This window comes from Paenibacillus sp. TCA20 (genome assembly GCF_000732325.1).
GTDB lineage: Bacteria > Bacillota > Bacilli > Paenibacillales > Paenibacillaceae > Paenibacillus > Paenibacillus urinalis.
Window position 1 is genome coordinate 15,400 of record NZ_BBIW01000001.1, and the last position, 17,821, is coordinate 33,220.

General features: G+C 46.6%; 13 protein-coding genes. 1 reads left to right on the forward strand and 12 read right to left on the reverse strand.

What is annotated here, in order from left to right:
- Positions 1-28 precede the first annotated feature (28 nt).
- Positions 29-994: a formylglycine-generating enzyme family protein gene (locus tag TCA2_RS00045; protein ID WP_047909532.1), complete on the reverse strand. Its 966-nt coding sequence runs from the start codon at positions 992-994 to the stop codon at positions 29-31.
- A 201-nt stretch (positions 995-1,195) separates the two neighbouring features.
- Here TCA2_RS00045 and TCA2_RS00050 point away from each other — a divergent pair, with 201 nt between their 5' ends.
- Positions 1,196-2,431, forward strand: a complete 1,236-nt coding sequence (locus TCA2_RS00050) for an ROK family transcriptional regulator (protein ID WP_238546248.1) — start codon at positions 1,196-1,198, stop codon at positions 2,429-2,431.
- Positions 2,432-2,523: 92 nt separating this feature from the next.
- On the opposite strand, the gene TCA2_RS00055 is transcribed toward TCA2_RS00050, so the two are convergent.
- The 11 genes from TCA2_RS00055 to TCA2_RS00105 form a co-directional block, all read right to left on the reverse strand.
- A complete protein-coding gene (locus TCA2_RS00055; protein ID WP_047909533.1) occupies positions 2,524-3,450 on the reverse strand; it encodes a manganese-dependent inorganic pyrophosphatase in 927 nt (308 codons plus the stop codon).
- A 132-nt stretch (positions 3,451-3,582) separates the two neighbouring features.
- Complete coding sequence (gene infC / locus TCA2_RS00060) at positions 3,583-4,053, reverse strand: translation initiation factor IF-3 (protein WP_047909534.1); 471 nt, start codon at positions 4,051-4,053, stop codon at positions 3,583-3,585.
- Between the two features lies 1 nt (position 4,054).
- Complete coding sequence (locus TCA2_RS00065) at positions 4,055-5,065, reverse strand: LLM class flavin-dependent oxidoreductase (RefSeq protein WP_047910173.1); 1,011 nt, start codon at positions 5,063-5,065, stop codon at positions 4,055-4,057.
- 91 nt (positions 5,066-5,156) lie between these two features.
- Positions 5,157-7,046 carry an LTA synthase family protein gene (locus TCA2_RS00070; protein WP_370510299.1) on the reverse strand — a complete coding sequence of 630 codons (1,890 nt, stop codon included), beginning with the start codon at positions 7,044-7,046 and terminating at the stop codon, positions 5,157-5,159.
- A gap of 198 nt (positions 7,047-7,244) precedes the next feature.
- The gene (locus tag TCA2_RS00075; RefSeq protein WP_047909536.1) at positions 7,245-8,009 is read right to left on the reverse strand and encodes a DUF3891 family protein; all 765 of its coding nucleotides are present in this window, start codon (positions 8,007-8,009) and stop codon (positions 7,245-7,247) included.
- A gap of 190 nt (positions 8,010-8,199) precedes the next feature.
- Entirely contained in the window at positions 8,200-8,988 is a 789-nt protein-coding gene (locus TCA2_RS00080; RefSeq protein WP_047909537.1) for a pyruvate, water dikinase regulatory protein, read from the reverse strand.
- 30 nt (positions 8,989-9,018) lie between these two features.
- On the reverse strand, positions 9,019-9,654 hold the full coding sequence (locus tag TCA2_RS00085) for a helix-turn-helix transcriptional regulator (protein WP_047909538.1): 636 nt from the start codon (positions 9,652-9,654) through the stop codon (positions 9,019-9,021).
- A 70-nt stretch (positions 9,655-9,724) separates the two neighbouring features.
- A complete protein-coding gene (gene ppdK / locus TCA2_RS00090; RefSeq protein WP_047909539.1) occupies positions 9,725-12,418 on the reverse strand; it encodes a pyruvate, phosphate dikinase in 2,694 nt (897 codons plus the stop codon).
- Positions 12,419-12,647: 229 nt separating this feature from the next.
- Complete coding sequence (locus TCA2_RS00095) at positions 12,648-13,097, reverse strand: hypothetical protein (RefSeq protein WP_047909540.1); 450 nt, start codon at positions 13,095-13,097, stop codon at positions 12,648-12,650.
- An 83-nt stretch (positions 13,098-13,180) separates the two neighbouring features.
- Positions 13,181-14,158 (reverse strand): aldo/keto reductase family oxidoreductase, encoded by a 978-nt coding sequence (locus TCA2_RS00100; protein ID WP_047909541.1) that lies wholly within the window; start codon positions 14,156-14,158, stop codon positions 13,181-13,183.
- A 145-nt stretch (positions 14,159-14,303) separates the two neighbouring features.
- The gene (locus TCA2_RS00105) at positions 14,304-17,477 is read right to left on the reverse strand and encodes a bifunctional cytochrome P450/NADPH--P450 reductase (RefSeq protein ID WP_047909542.1); all 3,174 of its coding nucleotides are present in this window, start codon (positions 17,475-17,477) and stop codon (positions 14,304-14,306) included.
- Positions 17,478-17,821: the final 344 nt, after the last annotated feature.

Consider the following 17,821-nt stretch of genomic DNA (forward strand, 5'->3'; position numbering starts at 1 on the left):
CTATGAATACTTAGGGCTGCCGTATTTATTAGAGTTGGACAACGCGAAAACCTAAGTTTCCTGTTGAGCTGTCTGGCGTATTGCTGCTCCGGGCCGCGACCCGGTAACGGTTACAATATGACCGGTGACACAGATAGGAACCGCCGCGCATTGACTTTCTGCCCGTTTCCCTATGGTATAGCGGGTTATCCGCTGATGTTTCCCGATGATATCCCTGGGTGAACCAATCTGCACACCATTCCCATACATTACCTGCAACATTATATAATCCATATCCATTTGGCTCATAGGAGTCCACAGGAGCGGTGCCAATATGGCCGTCACTTGCATTATTCTTGACGGGGAACTTTCCCTGCCAGATGTTACACATATGCCTTCCATCCTGCTTGAGTAAATCGCCCCAAGGATATGTCTTCCGCTTCAAACCGCCCCGTGCCGCATACTCCCATTCCGCTTCTGTTGGTAGTCTCGTTCCAGACCAGGCACAGTAAGCCACGGCATCATTCCAAGAGATATGTACAACCGGATGGTTAAGCCGGTCCACTATGCTTGAATCGGGTCCCTCTGGCCGTTTCCAATCTGCTCCTTCTACGACATACCACCATGGCACTTGTTGAGGTGTGCTTCGGACCTGCTGTCTGGTCTCCTCAGAGACAAAGAGATGGAATACGTAAGACCAGCCATATCTCTCGGACTCGGTTACATAACCCGTGGCTTCGATAAATTGTCGAAATTGTTCATTTGTTACAGTATAGGCTGACATACGAAAGGAATCCACGTATACCTCTCGAACAGGCCCTTCTCCATCACTCGGGAAACCTTCTGACGTATTCGTCCCCATATCAAAAGATCCTGCCGGAATATCCACCCAATTCATATGAATGCTGGCTGAAGAGGACGGATTCGTGTCCTGTTTGAACTGTGCTTGAATATCTGCTGCACTATGCAGCGGGTGTGAAGATCTACTGGCTGAACAGCAGCTGTTATTCTGCATCGTTTTACGTGTCACTTCTTTCTATTTAAAAATTCGTAATACTCTCCATACCGCCTCAATTTAATTATCATATCACTTTTTTCAATTTGGAGTTTAATCAAGCAGCTAAAGGTATTATGAAATTGATTCAATCCATATGAATAATAGGTTAGTCAATGGTCTTTGGCTCAAGGCTGAGTTATAATCGTTATCATATCTGTAGTGAAAAATAACCTTATTCATTGGAGCAGCGACGTTCATGAACAAAAAAGAACCTGTATTACAATCAAACAAAAATTAATTTATTCCTGGATTGCTGAGCATGGTCCTATTTCCAAGGCTGAACTATTAGATGCTTTTTCACTAACGAGTAGTACACTTACCCGCCTGCTTGAAGAGATGACAAGCGAAGGTCTTATTCAGGCGGCAAGCCTAGGCGTCTCCAGTGGAGGACGTCGCCCCATTCTCTATCAGATTGAACCTGATTACCAATACATATTTGGCCTTGAAATTTCCCGGTTCTCTTCCACACTCGGTCTGTTTGACATGGCAATGAATCCGAAATCTGTGATGCGCTGGCGGATGGATGAATCGATGACGCCTGAGCGGTTTGTAGAATTTGCTTCCGGTCACATGAGGAGCTTTCTCAAGGATCATCAGCTGGAGCCTTCACAAATATTAGGTATGGGTATTGGTGCAGTCGGACCTGTCGATCGAAACAGGGGGATCATTCTCGATCCATTATACTTTCCAGCACCAGGCTGGCGTAATATTCCCATATGTCAGCAGTTTGAGAATGCCACAGGCTGGAAGGCTTATCTCGAGAACGGAGTTAACGCTGCACTTATCGGAGAAGCCTGGGCGATGCGTGATCAAGGTATTCAGCATGCACTCTATGTTCATGCCGGAGTCAGCCTCAGATCTGCTATTATGTCTCAGGGCCAAATCGTGCATGGTACGGTGGATACAGAAGGCTCAATCGGTCAAATGATCGTGCAAATCGATGGTCAGCGGCTCGGTCCTATTGGCAATTATGGAGCACTAGAGGCATACGCCTCCATTCAAGCGCTTGAGAGGACGGCACGTTCACAGGCCAAGGCCGGTAGAGCCCTCGGTCCCGTACTCAGCTCATTGCCTCCCGATCGAATCCAGTTTGAGCATCTTCTCAAAGCGTTGGATACAGAAGATCCTTTTGCACGGGAAATATTTGAGCAGTCCGCCGTTTATTTTGGTATAGGGCTAGCCAATTTGATTAATATGTTTCATCCGGAGATCGTTATATTAGGTGGATCCTTAGTCAATTACAATGCACTATACTTTGATACAGCAACACATATCGCCAAGAAGAATACCTTCTATTATCCTAGATATGAGCCCTTATTCTCAAAAGGGAAGCTTAAGGAAGACGCAGTCATTACGGGATGCGCACTTAATGTGTGCCGAGCTTTCCAGCTGTAGAGATTACAGCAGAGCTCTTCATAAGATAAAAAGGGTTGTCCTAATGCAGTATAACTGCAATTAGAACAACCCTTTTGTATTGGAGCATACGATTATGACAATGCTTCTGTCAGTACAGGAACGATCTGAGATTTACGGGAAACAACGCCTTTCAGAAGAGCCTTGTTGTCCACGAGCTGAACATTGTATGCACGCTCAACTGCCTCAGCCTTGTGTCCAAGTGCAATCGCAGCAGAGTCATTGTTAAGAATATCTGTAATTACAAATACGAACAGGTCGAGATTCTTCTCAGCAATGGTTTGATAAATGACAGCCTCAAGCTCCGCTTGTTTGACAAGCAGATCGTTGACATCCACCGTGTTGACTTGTGCAATTTCAACCTTGAACTCACCCATTGAGAATTCCTTCGCATCAAGCGTAAGGAGCTGAGGAACGGATTTTTTGCTAAGATCAGCACCTGCTTTGAGCATATCAAGACCGTACACGCTGGCGTCGACACCTGCAATCTCAGCCAGTTCCTTGGCTGCAGCAATATCCTGCTCTGTGCATGTCGGTGATTTAAACAAGAGAGAATCTGAAATAATAGCAGACAGCATCAGACCCGCAATCGGTTTCGTAATCTCCACATTATTCTCTTTGTACAGCTTGTTAAGAATCGTTGCAGTGCAGCCCACTGGCTCTGCGCGATAGTACAGCGGCTGGCTTGTCTCGAAATTGGCAATTCTGTGGTGATCAATAACTTCTGTAATTTGAACCTGATCAATATCACTTACGCTTTGTTGACGCTCGTTATGGTCAACCAGAATAACGCTGTTTGTTTCATTTGCTACAGTCTCTACAAGACGCGGTGCATCCACGTTGAAGAAATCGAGAGCAAATTGTGTTTCACCATTTACTTCTCCAAGACGAACGGCTTCTGCTTCAAGACCCAGTTTAACCTTAAGATCAGCATAGGCAATTGCAGAACAGATCGTGTCCGTATCCGGATTTTTGTGTCCAAAAATCAATGTTTTCCCCATTTTATTGAGACCTCCGTTAATATGTTGTTGTCATCATGTGTGAGCATCCAGTTAGGATGTATTTCCCTATACGATTATATCGTTAAATGAATTGTATTCCAATGTTTATACCTTGTTTTAAAAAAATATTTTTTATGGCATTAATTCAACGACTGCCTGTTTGCCGCTAAGCTGAATTCCCGTCTTTGGCGTGCCGTATTCCTTCAAATCACGTATAAGGCCCTCAAGAAGTGATTTCGCCAGATCTCCGTCTTTCTTTTGAATCTTCACAACCAGCTTCACTATATCACCAGATTTAAGGATACGTTCCATTTGAGTCTTCTTCGTATCATAATCATGCTCCTCGATATGAGGACTCAGACGGATCTCTTTGATCTTCGGCTCACGGCTCTTACGCTTCTCGGCCGCCGCTTCCTGCTTGGCAGCTCCCGCTCCAACTAGCCTGCATGGCGGAGGACTGCTCATGAGTGATGTGCATACCAGATCTACCTTTAGCTTCTTGGCTAGTGCGAGCGCTTCGGCGGTCTTCATCACACCGAGATCTTCCCCATCTATGCCGGTAACCTCTACTTCAGCTGCTTTAATTTTTTCGTTCTTGATCAATTTATTCTTCCCCTTCCCTCATCACTTCCGCAATCAGCTGAAATGATCTCTTCCTTGCTTCAAAATCGTGGATAGCAGATGCAATCATAATTTCGTCCACATTATAAAACTCGCTGATGCGGAGTATTCCTCTCTTCACCTGCTCTGGATCACCCACAATGCTGAGATGCCTCCTGCTGTTAATCTGCTCCTTCTCTACTGCGGTATAAGGATATTGAAGCGATGTCTCCACCGATGGGAAGCCGGATAGCTGTGCACCTCGCATCAACGCAAGAAAATAGAGCTGATTGCTTGAAGCAAGGCTCTTCGCTTCCTCCTCCGTATCTGCGCAAATCACACTAATGGTAATCATCGTTCGGGGGGTATCCCTCACGATGGAAGGCTGGAACCCGGCTTTATAATGATGAATCGCTTCTTCTCCTCCAGGTACACCAAAGAATTGAGCAAACGAGTAGGAAACGCCATGTCTTGCCGCGATCTTTCCTCCTTCACTGCTTGATCCGAGCACCCACAGCTCCGGGACACTGTCGATCAGCGGAATGGCCTTCAGGTTAGCATATCGGTGATCCTCCGGGAGATCCTCATATAAGTAACCGATCAGATCATCGATTTGGACCGGAAATTGCTGTGAATTCATCCGTTTCCCTTCGTTTAAAGCTGCTGTCGCGAGCGGCATGGCGCCTGTAGCTCTCCCGATTCCCAGATCAATCCGGCCCGGATATAAAGCCTCTAACAGACGGAAATTCTCAGCCACTTTATAGGCACTGTAGTGGGGCAGCATAATACCTCCCGAACCAACACGGATGCGTGAGCTGTGAGAAGCCAAGTGCGAGATCATCACTTCCGGACTGGAAAAAGAGAGTGCTGGCATGCCATGATGCTCTGAAACCCAAAACCGGTGATATCCCAGACTTTCGGTGAATTGAATCAGCTCTGTCGCTTCACTCAAGGCATCGCGAACCGTGAACCCTTCTTTTATGTAGCCATGCTCTAATACACTTAATTTGATCAATTTCATTCACCCTTCCTTACCGTAAAATGCCATTCTATTGCAGCTCCAAAATTAAAGGACACCGTTATGTTAACGGTGTCCTTCTATCATATCAGAATCCTCGCTTCGGAAGCAGCTTCACATATTCATCCGAGAGCTTCATCAGCTTCATAATATAATCGTAATCGGCGCGATACTTCGAAATATCGGCGACGGGTTCCAGCGTTGTCAGCGAAATCGCCCGTCCATCCTCAAAGCCGCTGCCCGGAACGAACATGACTTCATTATTGAAGAACGTACCTGTCGGCATGTAATATCTCATCCCGATGACATTCTGGTCAATATTAAGCAGATCCTGTCCTAGTGCAGTAAAATTCGAATCCTTCAAAGAAATTCCGAGAAGGTTCGAGACCGTAGGCAATATATCCATTTGTCCGCCAACCGTGTCAATCTGACGTCCTTCCATTCCGGGTACATGAATGACGAGCGGTATATTGAAGCGGCTGATCTGTTCATGATAAGGAACGCCTAGAGCAGCCTCAACCTGCTCTGGGGAAGTGCTCTGATTCTGCAAGCCAAAGTGATCACCGTAGACGACGAGAATGGTGTCCTCCCACAGTCCTTCTTCCTTCAACCCTTCAATAAGTGTTCCCAGAGCATAATCAGCATAATTCAGTGATGTCAGGTAATCACCCAAGGCAGTGCCTGCCAGCTGCTGTGGAACTTCCATTTGCATACGATCCTGCGGTACTTTGAAAGGCGCATGACTTGAAGTTGCGATAAAATGTGCGTAGAACGGCTTGTTCTGCGCATCCAGATCCACCAGCTTCTCAAGTCCTACACGATACATTTCTTCATCGGAAGCACCAAAATCGTTAAATTGATCATTTGTAAAATATGGCTTATCAAAATATTGATCAAAATGAAGGGCTGGATACATTTTGTTCCGATCCCAAAAGCTCACATTGTTAACGTGGAAGGTCTGTGCTGTATATCCTTCATTCTGTACAAGGCGCGGCAGACTTGGCAGCACACGGTCGCCAAACCCGGTCGCCATCGCCATCGTCCCAATCGGATAGATTGATGTATTCGTAATAAATTCAGCATCCGAGGTATTGCCTTGTCCTATTTGCTGAAATACATGTGGAAAATACATGCTCTCCTCGATGAGATCATTGAGCACAGGAGTGACCTCTTGTCCCTCTACCTGCTGTCGAACCGGGAAGTTTTGAAATGATTCCAGCTGTACGATAATTAGATTCTTCCCTTTTGCTGCACCGAATCCTTCTGGCGTCGTTTCCTCACCATCTTGTTCGGGTTGCTGCTGATATGGGTAGGTGGCTTGGTGCTCGTTAATCTCCTTAACCGTCTCCTCAATATCACCGGCAGCAATTAATTTATTCTGCTGATTCGCAAGGATCGCCTGTGCCACCTGATAATTCAGGAACCCGAGCTCATCGGCACGAACGGTTTCATTTTCGATCGAACCATCCTTGGCAATCGTCAAACCAGACATGACCAGACCAATGACCGCGACCGATAAAATACCGATTCGGGACAGCTGTCGCGTATAAACGCTTCGTTTACCTTGTACTCTGTATATGAGCCATAAGATCGTCATCACCATGACGTCCGCAAAAAACCAAAAGTGCTTCGGCTCGATCAGTAAACCGATACTTGAGGCAACCTGCGGCACTTGATTCAGACTAAGCAGTGTCGTATATGTCGGTATGGAACCAAACTGAACGTTATAAATCGTTGCCGCAAACAGAATGATCGAGAACAGCGTGTTCAAGCTCCAATAAGCTGTTCCCTTCCATCTCCCTGAGAAGAGAAGCTCCCATAAGCATAGAACGACCAGAACAGCTATCGCATCTACAGCAATGCGGTCCCATGAGATGTCTCTGAATACAAAAAAGCGGAATAATGTCAGCTTTGCCATCATGAGCACAAACACAATAACAAATAAAGACCTACCCAGCCCTGTCTTTTTTTCTTTCAATTGAATTGACCCCATTCTAAATCTAAAATTTTATAATCTTTTTACGAAATATGTGATCCATTATAACATTTATATTGTTTTTGTTCTAATTTAATGAGCTGTGAGTTTGATTCATACAAAAAACAGGAGCTTCCTTTTAATGAAGGCACTCCTGTTCGGTGATATTTTTATTTTAATTGTTCATATCCTTACTTGCACTCATCGAAAAAGCAGTGTCTGCTTCATTTCCGGCGTTTGCTCGTAGGCATCACTCAATCCCTTTTCTTCAATCCATTGCTTGGATACTCTCTTATACGACAGCTCCGTCTGAAACGGCGCGGCAAAAGGGGATGGTGTCACCTGTATCGTCTGGCTGTCCAGCCATTTTGCCTGAAGTGAAGGCGCATCAGAATCTGCTGTGCTGACTTGAGTCAATCCGTTCTTGAACCAGGGATGTTCCTCCTGCTTAGTGACTCCAGGTTCATTCATGCACACATAGAGGGAGAGATCATCACAGAACTCAAGAAGGCGGGAATGCTGGTCAACAACCTCGGCTTCCTGCGGCGCCGCCGCTCTACGTAAACGCTGCTGTCTATGCTCCTCCTCTTCGCAAAAAGCGATGCTGAACTCATCTGTCCCGTTCTGTATATCGGGAAACTGGGTGAAATGATGACTGACCAGATAGGCCGCGTAGGGACTGTGCTCCTCTACTTCTTCAATTCCGGCCTGATACATTCTCAGCTTCACTGGATAAGGATAATTGACAAAATAATAAGGCTCCTTCTCCTTGTCATTCCATATCGGCACCTGATCTACCCGAATCCAAGCCCGGTCATGCTCATATATAGCATACAAAACGTCCTTCTTATATGTATCCCTGATAAACAATTCCGGTAAGAGTCTGGAGGCAATCTCTCCCGACAGTCTGGCATGCTCATGCTGTTCGATCATAATGAAGTGCTGTGCTTGTTCTCTTATAATCATGTTCGATTACATCTCCTTCTACATCCACTTGTGATTAAGTAACCCATCAAGGCACCGTTCTAAACTTTAAAAATGATATCGAACAAAGAACAAAGAAGCCCGGGCAGGCTCCTTTGGCTCCTATAACATCTGCATCTATTCCTCTATTACTAATCATTCGTACGGTCGCGCTATACCTTTTTCGTATCCACTAGAGATAACCCAATATTATGCCTGCTGTCTCTTCAATGGCTTTATCTGTTACGTCTATAACCGGACATCCCAGCCGATCAAACAGTTCATAAGCATATTCCAGCTCTGTAACGATCCTAGCGAGTGAAGCGTATTTTGACCCGTTGGGTAGTCCCATGACTTTAAGCCGTTCTGAGCGAATTTTCAGCAGATGCTCTGCATCCATAGTCAACCCGACAATTTGACCTTTGATTGGCTCGTTTAACGGTTCAGGAGGCTTGATCTCTGGTACGATGGGATAATTGACAACCTTATAGCCTTTATGCGCAAGAAATATACTCAGCGGTGTTTTTGAGGTCCGGGATACGCCAAGCAGAATAATATCTGCTTTGACAATGGCACTTGTGTCTTTGCCATCGTCACACTTTACTGCAAATTCGACTGCTTCCACGCGTCTAAAGTAGTCTTCATCCAATCGGTGCAGCACACCCGGACGCTGTGTTGGCGAATCATGGAACGTATCAATAAAGGCCTGCATCATTGGGCCCATGATGTCCACCGTTCGAATGCCTAGTCGAACCGATTCTTCTTTGATCGCTTCACGCAGCTCAGGCTGAACCAGTGTATAGGCGACAAAACCGGATTTACGGTGAACCTCTTCCATCAGCTCTCTAATCTCATCTTCACTGCGGATTTGGGGATAACGTCTCAGCTGAATGTTTAATGACTCAAATTGTCGCAGTGCGGCTCTTACAACAAGGTCAGCTGTTTCCCCTAGAGAATCTGAACAAACGGCGACGAAATGCATCCTCTTTTCCCCCTGCTGCTTTATTCATACTCACCCTTCGTGGTGTACCGAATCAAACGCCTCAAATAATACTCTTACGATCGTTGTCTTCGATATCCGGCCGACCAGCTCATTGTTCTCCCATTTAATAACAGGCAAGCTGTCGATCTCATGAAACACCATTTTTCCAACAGCATCTATAATTCGATCCTCCGGTGACACTGATATCATATTCGGCTCTCTTGTCATCATCAGGCTGACCGGAATCTCTCGAATGTCCTGATCTCCTAAGGTCACCTTAAGCAAATCCTTCCGAGAGACAATTCCAATCAGTGCGCCCTCTGAGTTAATCACCAGCAGTGTTCCAACATCCTCCAAGAACAAGGTCACTACGGCCTCATGGATGGTGGTATGTCCATATACCACTACGGGTACACTCTGTACATCCTTCACTTTCATTTCTCCTATTTCCGTCAAGTACCTGTCTGATGCAGACATAACACGACCGAGAAAATATCCAACCTTGGGCTTCGCAGACAAGTAACCTGTCATTACAAGTAAGGAAAGATCGGCTCTAATCGTCGGCTTGGATAGTGACAAGCGGTCAGCAATTTGATCCCCCGTAATGGGAGCACTTTCCTGAACAATATCTACAATGCGTTGTTGTCTTCCTGTTAGTTCAATCACAATATGCCCCCATTACCAGTTACCGTACAAATAGATGATGAGCTTACATTATTGCTAGTCGTGTTCATGATTATGCAGTGCTCGTTACCTCTGAGCCAACCTGAGGCACTGACACATTTCGCTCCCGTATTTGTGCTTGCGCAGCAGCAATGCGGGCAAAAGGCACGCGATACGGTGAGCAGCTGACATAATCCAGTCCAATCTGATGACAGAAACGAATAGATTCACGATCGCCACCATGTTCCCCGCACAATCCTGCCACAAGCTGAGGCTTCCAGGAACGTCCTCTAGTCAGAGCCAGCTTCATCAGCTCACCAACGCCTTCCTCATCCAATACTTCGAAAGGGTTGGCTTCAACAATCTTCTGCTCCATATATTGGCTGAGGAATCTGCGTTCTGCATCATCTCTGCTATAGCCGAGCGTCATTTGTGTCAGATCATTTGTGCCAAAAGAGAAAAAATCAGCATGCTTCGCGATCTCTGCGGCGGTCAAGGCTGCACGTGGAACTTCGATCATCGTGCCAACCCGATACGGACAATGTCTCAGATTCTCTCTCAGCACTTGCTCCGCCACTTCATCCACAAGCCTTCTCAGCGTGGACAGCTCATTGGCGTGGCCTACCAGAGGTATCATGATTTCAGGTACAACCGATATCCCCCGATCTATACAGTTCGCGGCTGCGCGGAAGATTGCCTCTATTTGCATATCATAAATTTCGGGGAATACTATTCCAAGCCTTGCACCTCTCCAGCCAAGCATGGGATTCGTCTCTCTTAACTCCTGTACCTTGGATATAACTCGCTCCACTTTGTCCAGCTCATCGGTATCTCCGTCCATCGTTATCATGCGAAGATGCTCTTTTCTGCCTTCAAGTACTTCAAGCTTCGGCAAAAATTCATGCAGCGGCGGGTCCAGCAAACGAATGGTGACTGGCAGCCCATCCATCTCCGTAAAGATCTGCTCAAAATCCGATTGCTGAATCGGCAATAAGCGATATAGTGCCTCTTGACGCTCCTGGGTATTTCCGGCGACAATGACCCGCTGAATCAGCGGCAGTCTGAAGGGTGACAGGAACATATGCTCTGTACGGCATAAGCCTATTCCTTCGGCTCCCCATTTGCGTGCATATTGTACATCACCAGGCTGATCAATATTTGCATATACCTTCATCTGCTTGATCTCATCCGCCCAGCTTAGAACAAGAGACAATTCCTCTGAAATTTCGGGATCCTTCAGCTTGATCTCACCTGCATACACCTGGCCCGTTGCCCCATCCAGCGAGATCAGATCTCCTTCACGGAAGGTATATTCCCCACAGATCAGCTCCTTCGCGTCCTCACGAAGCTCCATTTCTTCGCAGCCGCACACACAGGGCGTTCCCATTCCTCTTGCGACCACCGCTGCATGGCTCGTCATGCCTCCCCGGAGTGTAAGCAGGCCTTCGGCGGCAATAACACCATGAATATCCTGAGGTGTTGTTTCTCTGCGCACCAAAATAACTCTTTTGCCCACAGAAGTCCATGCTTCTGCCGTTTCGGAATCAAACACAAGCGCACCGCTCACGGCACCGGGAGAAGCTGGAAGGCCTGTTGCCACAACTTTGTCCGCATCCTGAGCTTCAATCGATTGATGCAGCAGCTGATTCAGATGCTCAGGCTCAATTCGAAGCAAAGCTTCTTCCTTGGTAATAATGCCTTCTTTCGCATAATCGACTGCTGCTTTCATGGCTGCTTGGGCAGTCCGCCTTGCTCCACGAGTCTGCAGTATGTACAGCTTGCCTTGCTCAATCGTAAATTCAATGTCCTGTATATCTCCATACCAAGCTTCCAGCCTGGATGCTGCTTCGTGAAGCTCTTCATAAACGGCTGGCATCGTTTGGGCGAGATATGATATTCCGAACGGAGTACGGATACCCATGACCACTTCTTCTCCTTGGGCCGAAGGCAGATACTCCCCCAGAATTTCATGAACACCCGTGGATGGGTTTCGAGTAAAAAGCACACCCGTCCCACTGTACTCATCCAGATTGCCGAATACCATTTCCTGAATACTGACAGCTGTTCCCTGATCCTCTGGAATTTTATGAACCTTGCGATATACTTTGGCCCTCGGATTCGACCAGGACCGGAAGACCGCGCGTACAGCATCAATTAACTGCTCTCTTACATTTTGCGGGATTGGCTTCTTGGCACGCTGATGAATGAGTGATTTGTACTTATCGATCAGCTCCGCAAGTTCTGCTTGTTCAAGCTGTCCGATATGTTCCATCCCTTGAGCTGTGTTGAGCTGACGCAGTAATTTCGAGAATGCATTATTCTCGATTCCCATCACCACATGTCCATACATTTGTATAAAACGGGCATAGCATTCCAGCGCATATTTGCGATTGCCGGAAATTTCTGCAAGCCCTTCTAATGTCTCATCATTCATGCCAAGGTTCAGGATGGTATCCATCATACCCGGCATGGAGGTTACTGCACCCGAACGTACGGCAACGAATAACGGATTCGCTGGATCGCCGAATATTTTGCCAGTCTTCTGTTCCAAATTTGCGAGTGCGGCTTCAATCTCTTCAATAAGGGAGAGCGGAATATGTCCAAGATGCGTGTAATAATCCCGGCATGAAGCCGTTGTAATTGTAAAACCATAAGGTACGGGCAAGCCCGCTCTTGTCATTTCCGCCAAGTCCGCCCCTTTTCCACCCAGAAGCTCACGCATCGATGCATTACCTTCACTAAACATGAATACACGTTGGTCCGTCATCCGATCTCTCCTCATCTCATTGTTTTTCAAATGCATATTTTCCATTTTTTTCAAATCTAACTTAGCCAATATATTACGTCACGAATGAGGAATGGTCAATATATAATACGTCATATAAGAATGTTTTATAGGTGTAGATTACATATGATTTCGGATGTAGTGACCATAAATTCAACACAAAGAAGCTGTCACTACGGACAGCTTCTTTGTCTATTTTACAGAAGAGATATCACCGTTGCTGCTCAGAAACACCGTTCATTTCCAGCACCGATTGGATCATACTGCTGCGGTATTCGATTTTGGGCTTGAGATCGATCCCTTTGGATTTACCTTCAATATATAATGTCACATCATTTGATCCGTCATAGGGTCTGTATCCTGTCACCTTATCATAAGGAATAAAATGGATGCCAAACTTAACACCGTTCTCCCCGACATAAAACTGACTAACCAAATAATAGACAACAAACGAGAGTAAGAAAATAACGTATTTTAGCCATCCTTCACTCGTTATCAAGTAAATACCGCCGAGTACATAGATCAGGACCAGCAGCAGTGTATTTTCTTTACCTAGTCCGCTAAATCTCACTTTTCCCGCTCTTCGCCGCTGCTGAATGCTAATAATCAAGGCAGCCAATGAGAGGATTAGAAATAGAACCAGACTTATATTGGATACCAAGTGCACTCCACTCTCCCTTACAGCAACAACATCTGCTTATGCCAATTTAATAGCAGCGTCGCTGACCTGATGAAGCTCATTCTTTACGGCAGTCTAGGTCCTCTCGCTGTAACATACAGCTTGTACCATTCATCCCGTGTCATGAGCTGGCCTTGGCGAACAGCGTCCCCCGTCGCTTTAATCCGCTCAGGATTGATCGTACCAATGACCGGCTGAATCATCGCCGGATGTCTCATCAGCCAGCCGAGTACGATCGCTTCACGAGTGGTGTCCTTCTCTTCTGCCATATCCTGAACGAGCTTCGCTGCCGCCTGAATATGCTCTGGCTGATCCGAAACGTCCTTCCCTGTGAAGATTCCTTGCGACAGTGGACTCCAGGCTTGAAGCTGAATGTCCTGCATCTGACTGAACTCCAGCAGTCCTGCCCCAAAGTTCACCTTCGTTCCAGCCGCTTGATTGACAAAGACCACCTCATCAACAAAATGAAGGTGAGACAAGCTCATCTGCAGTTGGTTTACGATAATCGGATACGGAAGCGAACGCTGCAAGAATTCAATTTGTCCCACATTCATATTGGAAACACCAAAATGACGAACCTTGCCAGCAGATTTGAGCAACGTTAAGGCTTCCGCAATTTCTTCCGGCTCCATAAGTGGATCTGGACGATGTAATAGCAAAATATCAATATATTCTGTACCCAAACGGCTCAATATGCCATCTACCGAATTTAAAATATGTTCTTTGGAGAAGTCATATCTTCCAGGAAGATCACCGTCTTGAAGTCTTATGCCGCATTTGGATTGTATAATGATGTCTTCCCTGAGAGAGGGCTGTGCCTGCAGGAGCTTGCCAAACGTTTCTTCCGCTTTGCCGAAAGTGTAAATGTCCGCATGATCAAACATATTAATCCCTGCTTCACGCGCAGCATCAACGGCTCTCTCTGCTTCAAGCACATGTTCCTGCGTGATCGGATTCGTGTTCCATCCACCGCCCATGGACATGGAACCGAGCACCAGCTGACTAGCATCAATTCCTTTGTGACGCAATGGCATCATTTTCATATATATAACTCCTCCTTCAATCGAATATGTACTTAACACTACCCAATTCTACCAACATCATCTCAAAAATAAAAGGCTTGCCTGCGGCAGCAAGCACTTCTGCTGCGTCACAGACAAGCCTATTAGAGCGGGCATCCTTAACCTTTTACCCTGCCCATACATCCTTTACATATCTGCCGCTGGATTCCAGCCCTCGCAGCCACGATACGGCTTGCTCTACACTGGACTGCGTATGACGCTGATAACTGGAGATAAGTGTCTTCTCCACATCAGGCGCCATCCGCACGCCATCTCCACAAATGAATATTTTGGTACCATTCTCTATCAACTTAAGCAAATGATCGGCATCTTGTTGAATCAGATGTTGAACATAGCATTTGTCCTGGCCTTCCACCCGGGAAAAAGCCGTATGGAGTGTAACAAGACCCTCCTCCTGTGCCGAAATGAATTCTTCCTGATAGAGAAAGTCGTGTTCGGGATTACGGCAGCCAAAATACAAATGGGCCTCTCCCAGCTTCATCCCTTGTTTGTTCCATACATCTCTTGCCTGAATAAAGCCGCGGAAAGGAGCAACCCCGGTTCCTGGTCCGATCATGATGATCGGAGTCTCTGGTGAGTCAGGCAGCTGGAATCCAGATTCAGGAGTTTGTACAAACACAGATATATTCGCGCCAGGCTCAAGCTCTGCCAAGTAATTTGACGCAACTCCCCTGTATTCGGTTCTGCCGTTCCATGCCGGTCCGCGGACCACACTTACAGTGATGCTTGCCGTGTGTGGTCGAAGCTTCGGAGAGCTGGATATGGAATAATATCGCGGCACAAGCGCAGGCAGCAGCTCAAGAAATCTCTCAAAGGGAAGCTCGCATGCCTCGTATTTCTCAAGCAGATCAAGCATGGTTATTCGCTTGGACCTTATTTCATTCTGATACATGTCATCCTCCAGAAGAGCATAGAGCTCCTTGGCATGAGGAGGGCACACCGTGTGCGAAGCAAGCTCTCTAAGCTGTGCTCTCGTGGCAGGTGCCTGAAGCTCGACACTATGTGTGAGCAGATCATCAAGCCTTACCGTTGATCCTACCGGAAGGTGAGCACTGCTGCGTCCTTCGGCATGAAGAACAAGATGACTTGAGCCCGCTAATCCAAAACGTCTAAGTACCCTGCTTACCAGATGCTCTGAGTTTTGAGCCAGCACGCCCAGATGATCACCTTCCTGATAGGTTATCCCTTCCGGCAGCTCGATCTCGATATGCTGGGTTAATCTCCCACTGTCTTGATGCTGCAAGTTCCTGCTTCCTGTGATCATTGCCGGATAAGCCTGATAGGTCTCCGCAAGCGGTACAGCAGCCACACCGTCTACATATGAAATAGATAGACTGCTCCTTCTCTTCTTCATGGATTCTTCGACCGTGATCTGCAGCTTCTGCATTAGATCGGGCCATAGCGATTCCGTAAAGTCATCTACTTCCCGTTCAAAATCACCGCTTGCATCGCTCTCACCCCGATCTAATAAGCGGATGGCCCCTTTTGCATGCAGCGTTTCATCAATGAACCTCGGTACGCGCTGATAAGTGCTAGCCCAGTTATGGTCGCCGCACCCGAACACAATATAGTTGACTCCCTGCAATTCGGAAGCCGGTGCCTGCTCCAGCCAGTCTACAAAATGCTTAGCGTTCGATGGAGGCTGACCATTGTACGATGCCGTCACAATAAACACAATTCCTTCCGTCGGAAGACGGGATGTGTAATCATCAAGAGCCGCTATATTTACATCAAACCCTTGATATTTAGCTGTATCCGCGACCTCTCTTGCAATCCCTTCGGCTGTACCGAGATTTGAACCGTATAGTACTAGCATCGGTGTGTTATGACTCGGTACGTGGCTCGCTTCTGCCGGCTTGTTCACTCTGTCTGCTTGATCTGCAGGAGAAGATCCAGATCCCATCCTGATATTGTTCATGCCACGGCTGCGAAGTTTGACCCTGAAATCCTCTGGTTTCAGCGTCAAGGTTTCTTTCACCTTCAATTGATAATCCCCGTAGTCAAACAGATCAAAGTGCTTCAGCACCATGCCGAGCACCAATGTAGCTTCCTGCATGGCAAACTGCTGTCCTATGCAGGCCCTTTGACCATTTCCAAAAGGCTTATAGGCATCATGAGGCACCTTGCTTGGATCCTCAAAGCGCTCTGGGATGAATGTATCGACATCCACTCCCCATACACGCTCGTCACGATGCAATTTGGGAATGAGCACCGTTACACTGTCCCCTTTTTTCATCGGATATTTTCCGCCAATTTCCGTATCTTCCTTGGCATATAATGAGAAGGCAGGGGCTGTCGGCCATAATCTCAGTGCTTCGTTAAGCACCATACGAATATATTTTAAATCGCGAACCTGATTGTAGGTTGGAAGGGAATCCTTGAATATGCGATCCACTTCTTCCCGTGCCTTCTCCAGCTTATCAGGATGCTTCAGTAAATAATAAACGGCGAAGGACAGCAGTCCGCTTGTTGTTTCATGTCCAGCGATCAAGAACGTGATCATTTGATACCTTATATTCTCCAGATCCAGCGATTCACCAGTCTCGGGGTCGATTCCCTCCAGCATATGAGACAATAGATCCCCTGCATTACCTCCGTGTGCCTTGCGTTCCCTGATCAGATCATCAACCAGCTCAAACATGCCCTGTATATCTTCATTAAATTGCTTCTTCTTCTGTACCATGAACAGATCCTGAATACCCAATCGGTGGAGCTGACTCATTCCTTCATCCAGGGCTCTTACCATACGATCAATGAAGGGATGATGATCCTCACGGTAGAAGCTGTTGAATCGATAGTCAAAACCACATAATCCAATCGTATCCAGAGTCAGCCTGGTCATGTCTGCGGGGATATCAACCGTTTCATCGGGATTGAGTCGTGCCCATTTTTGAATCAGCTGTACGGCAATATCCAGCATTTTGCTATGGTAGCCCTGCATGGCGCGCTGACTGAAGCTCGATAGCAAAATATTGTGAGCCTTCTTCCAGTTCGGCTCATCTGTAGCACTCGTAAATAAGCCATCGCCGGCAAATGGGCGCACATTTCGGAGCGGGGCCCAGATCCGCTTGTCAAACCGCTTCTCATCACAAGCGTCCTTGACATACTCATGACCCGAGATATAAATTTCTTTGCGGCCCGGATATTGTATTTGAAAAATCGGACCTTGCTCATAAGCAATTTTGACGAGAGACTGCACTGGAGCATGCACATCTAGCAGAGGCAGATTCCCCAGCGGACCGTAAGTTTTGGGCTGAGGTATTTTTACAGACACAGACATCCACATTCCCTCCAAGTATATACGTTTTCTTTTTAGCCTTGCTAAGTAGACACTAGTCACATTCGAGCTCCGAAACCGATTGACCATTTTGGTTAAACGGTCAATTCAGTGTAAAAAAAAGCGAAACCCATCCTCCCTTTTTTCAAAATATGTTTGCTCCTGATGATAAGTTTCATGCTTATAGCTACCCTATCACGCTCTTCAACAGGGTTACAACAGGTATAAGGTCATATTTGACTAAGTCTAATTATTCATCTTGTATATACATTAAGAAGCTTAGTTCGAAGATATATCTTGCGCCAGACAGAACTAAAAAACCTGTCAATGACTAGAGCATTGAACAG

Coding starts and splice junctions, on each gene's coding strand:
- TCA2_RS00045 (WP_047909532.1), bottom strand. CDS start 994: ATGCAGAATAACAGCTGCTGTTCAGCCAGTAGATCTTCACACCCGCTG.
- TCA2_RS00055 (WP_047909533.1), bottom strand. CDS start 3,450: ATGGGGAAAACATTGATTTTTGGACACAAAAATCCGGATACGGACACG.
- TCA2_RS00075 (WP_047909536.1), bottom strand. CDS start 8,009: ATGATTATAAGAGAACAAGCACAGCACTTCATTATGATCGAACAGCAT.
- TCA2_RS00080 (WP_047909537.1), bottom strand. CDS start 8,988: ATGCATTTCGTCGCCGTTTGTTCAGATTCTCTAGGGGAAACAGCTGAC.
- ppdK (WP_047909539.1), bottom strand. CDS start 12,418: ATGACGGACCAACGTGTATTCATGTTTAGTGAAGGTAATGCATCGATG.
- TCA2_RS00100 (WP_047909541.1), bottom strand. CDS start 14,158: ATGAAAATGATGCCATTGCGTCACAAAGGAATTGATGCTAGTCAGCTG.
- TCA2_RS00105 (WP_047909542.1), bottom strand. CDS start 17,477: ATGTCTGTGTCTGTAAAAATACCTCAGCCCAAAACTTACGGTCCGCTG.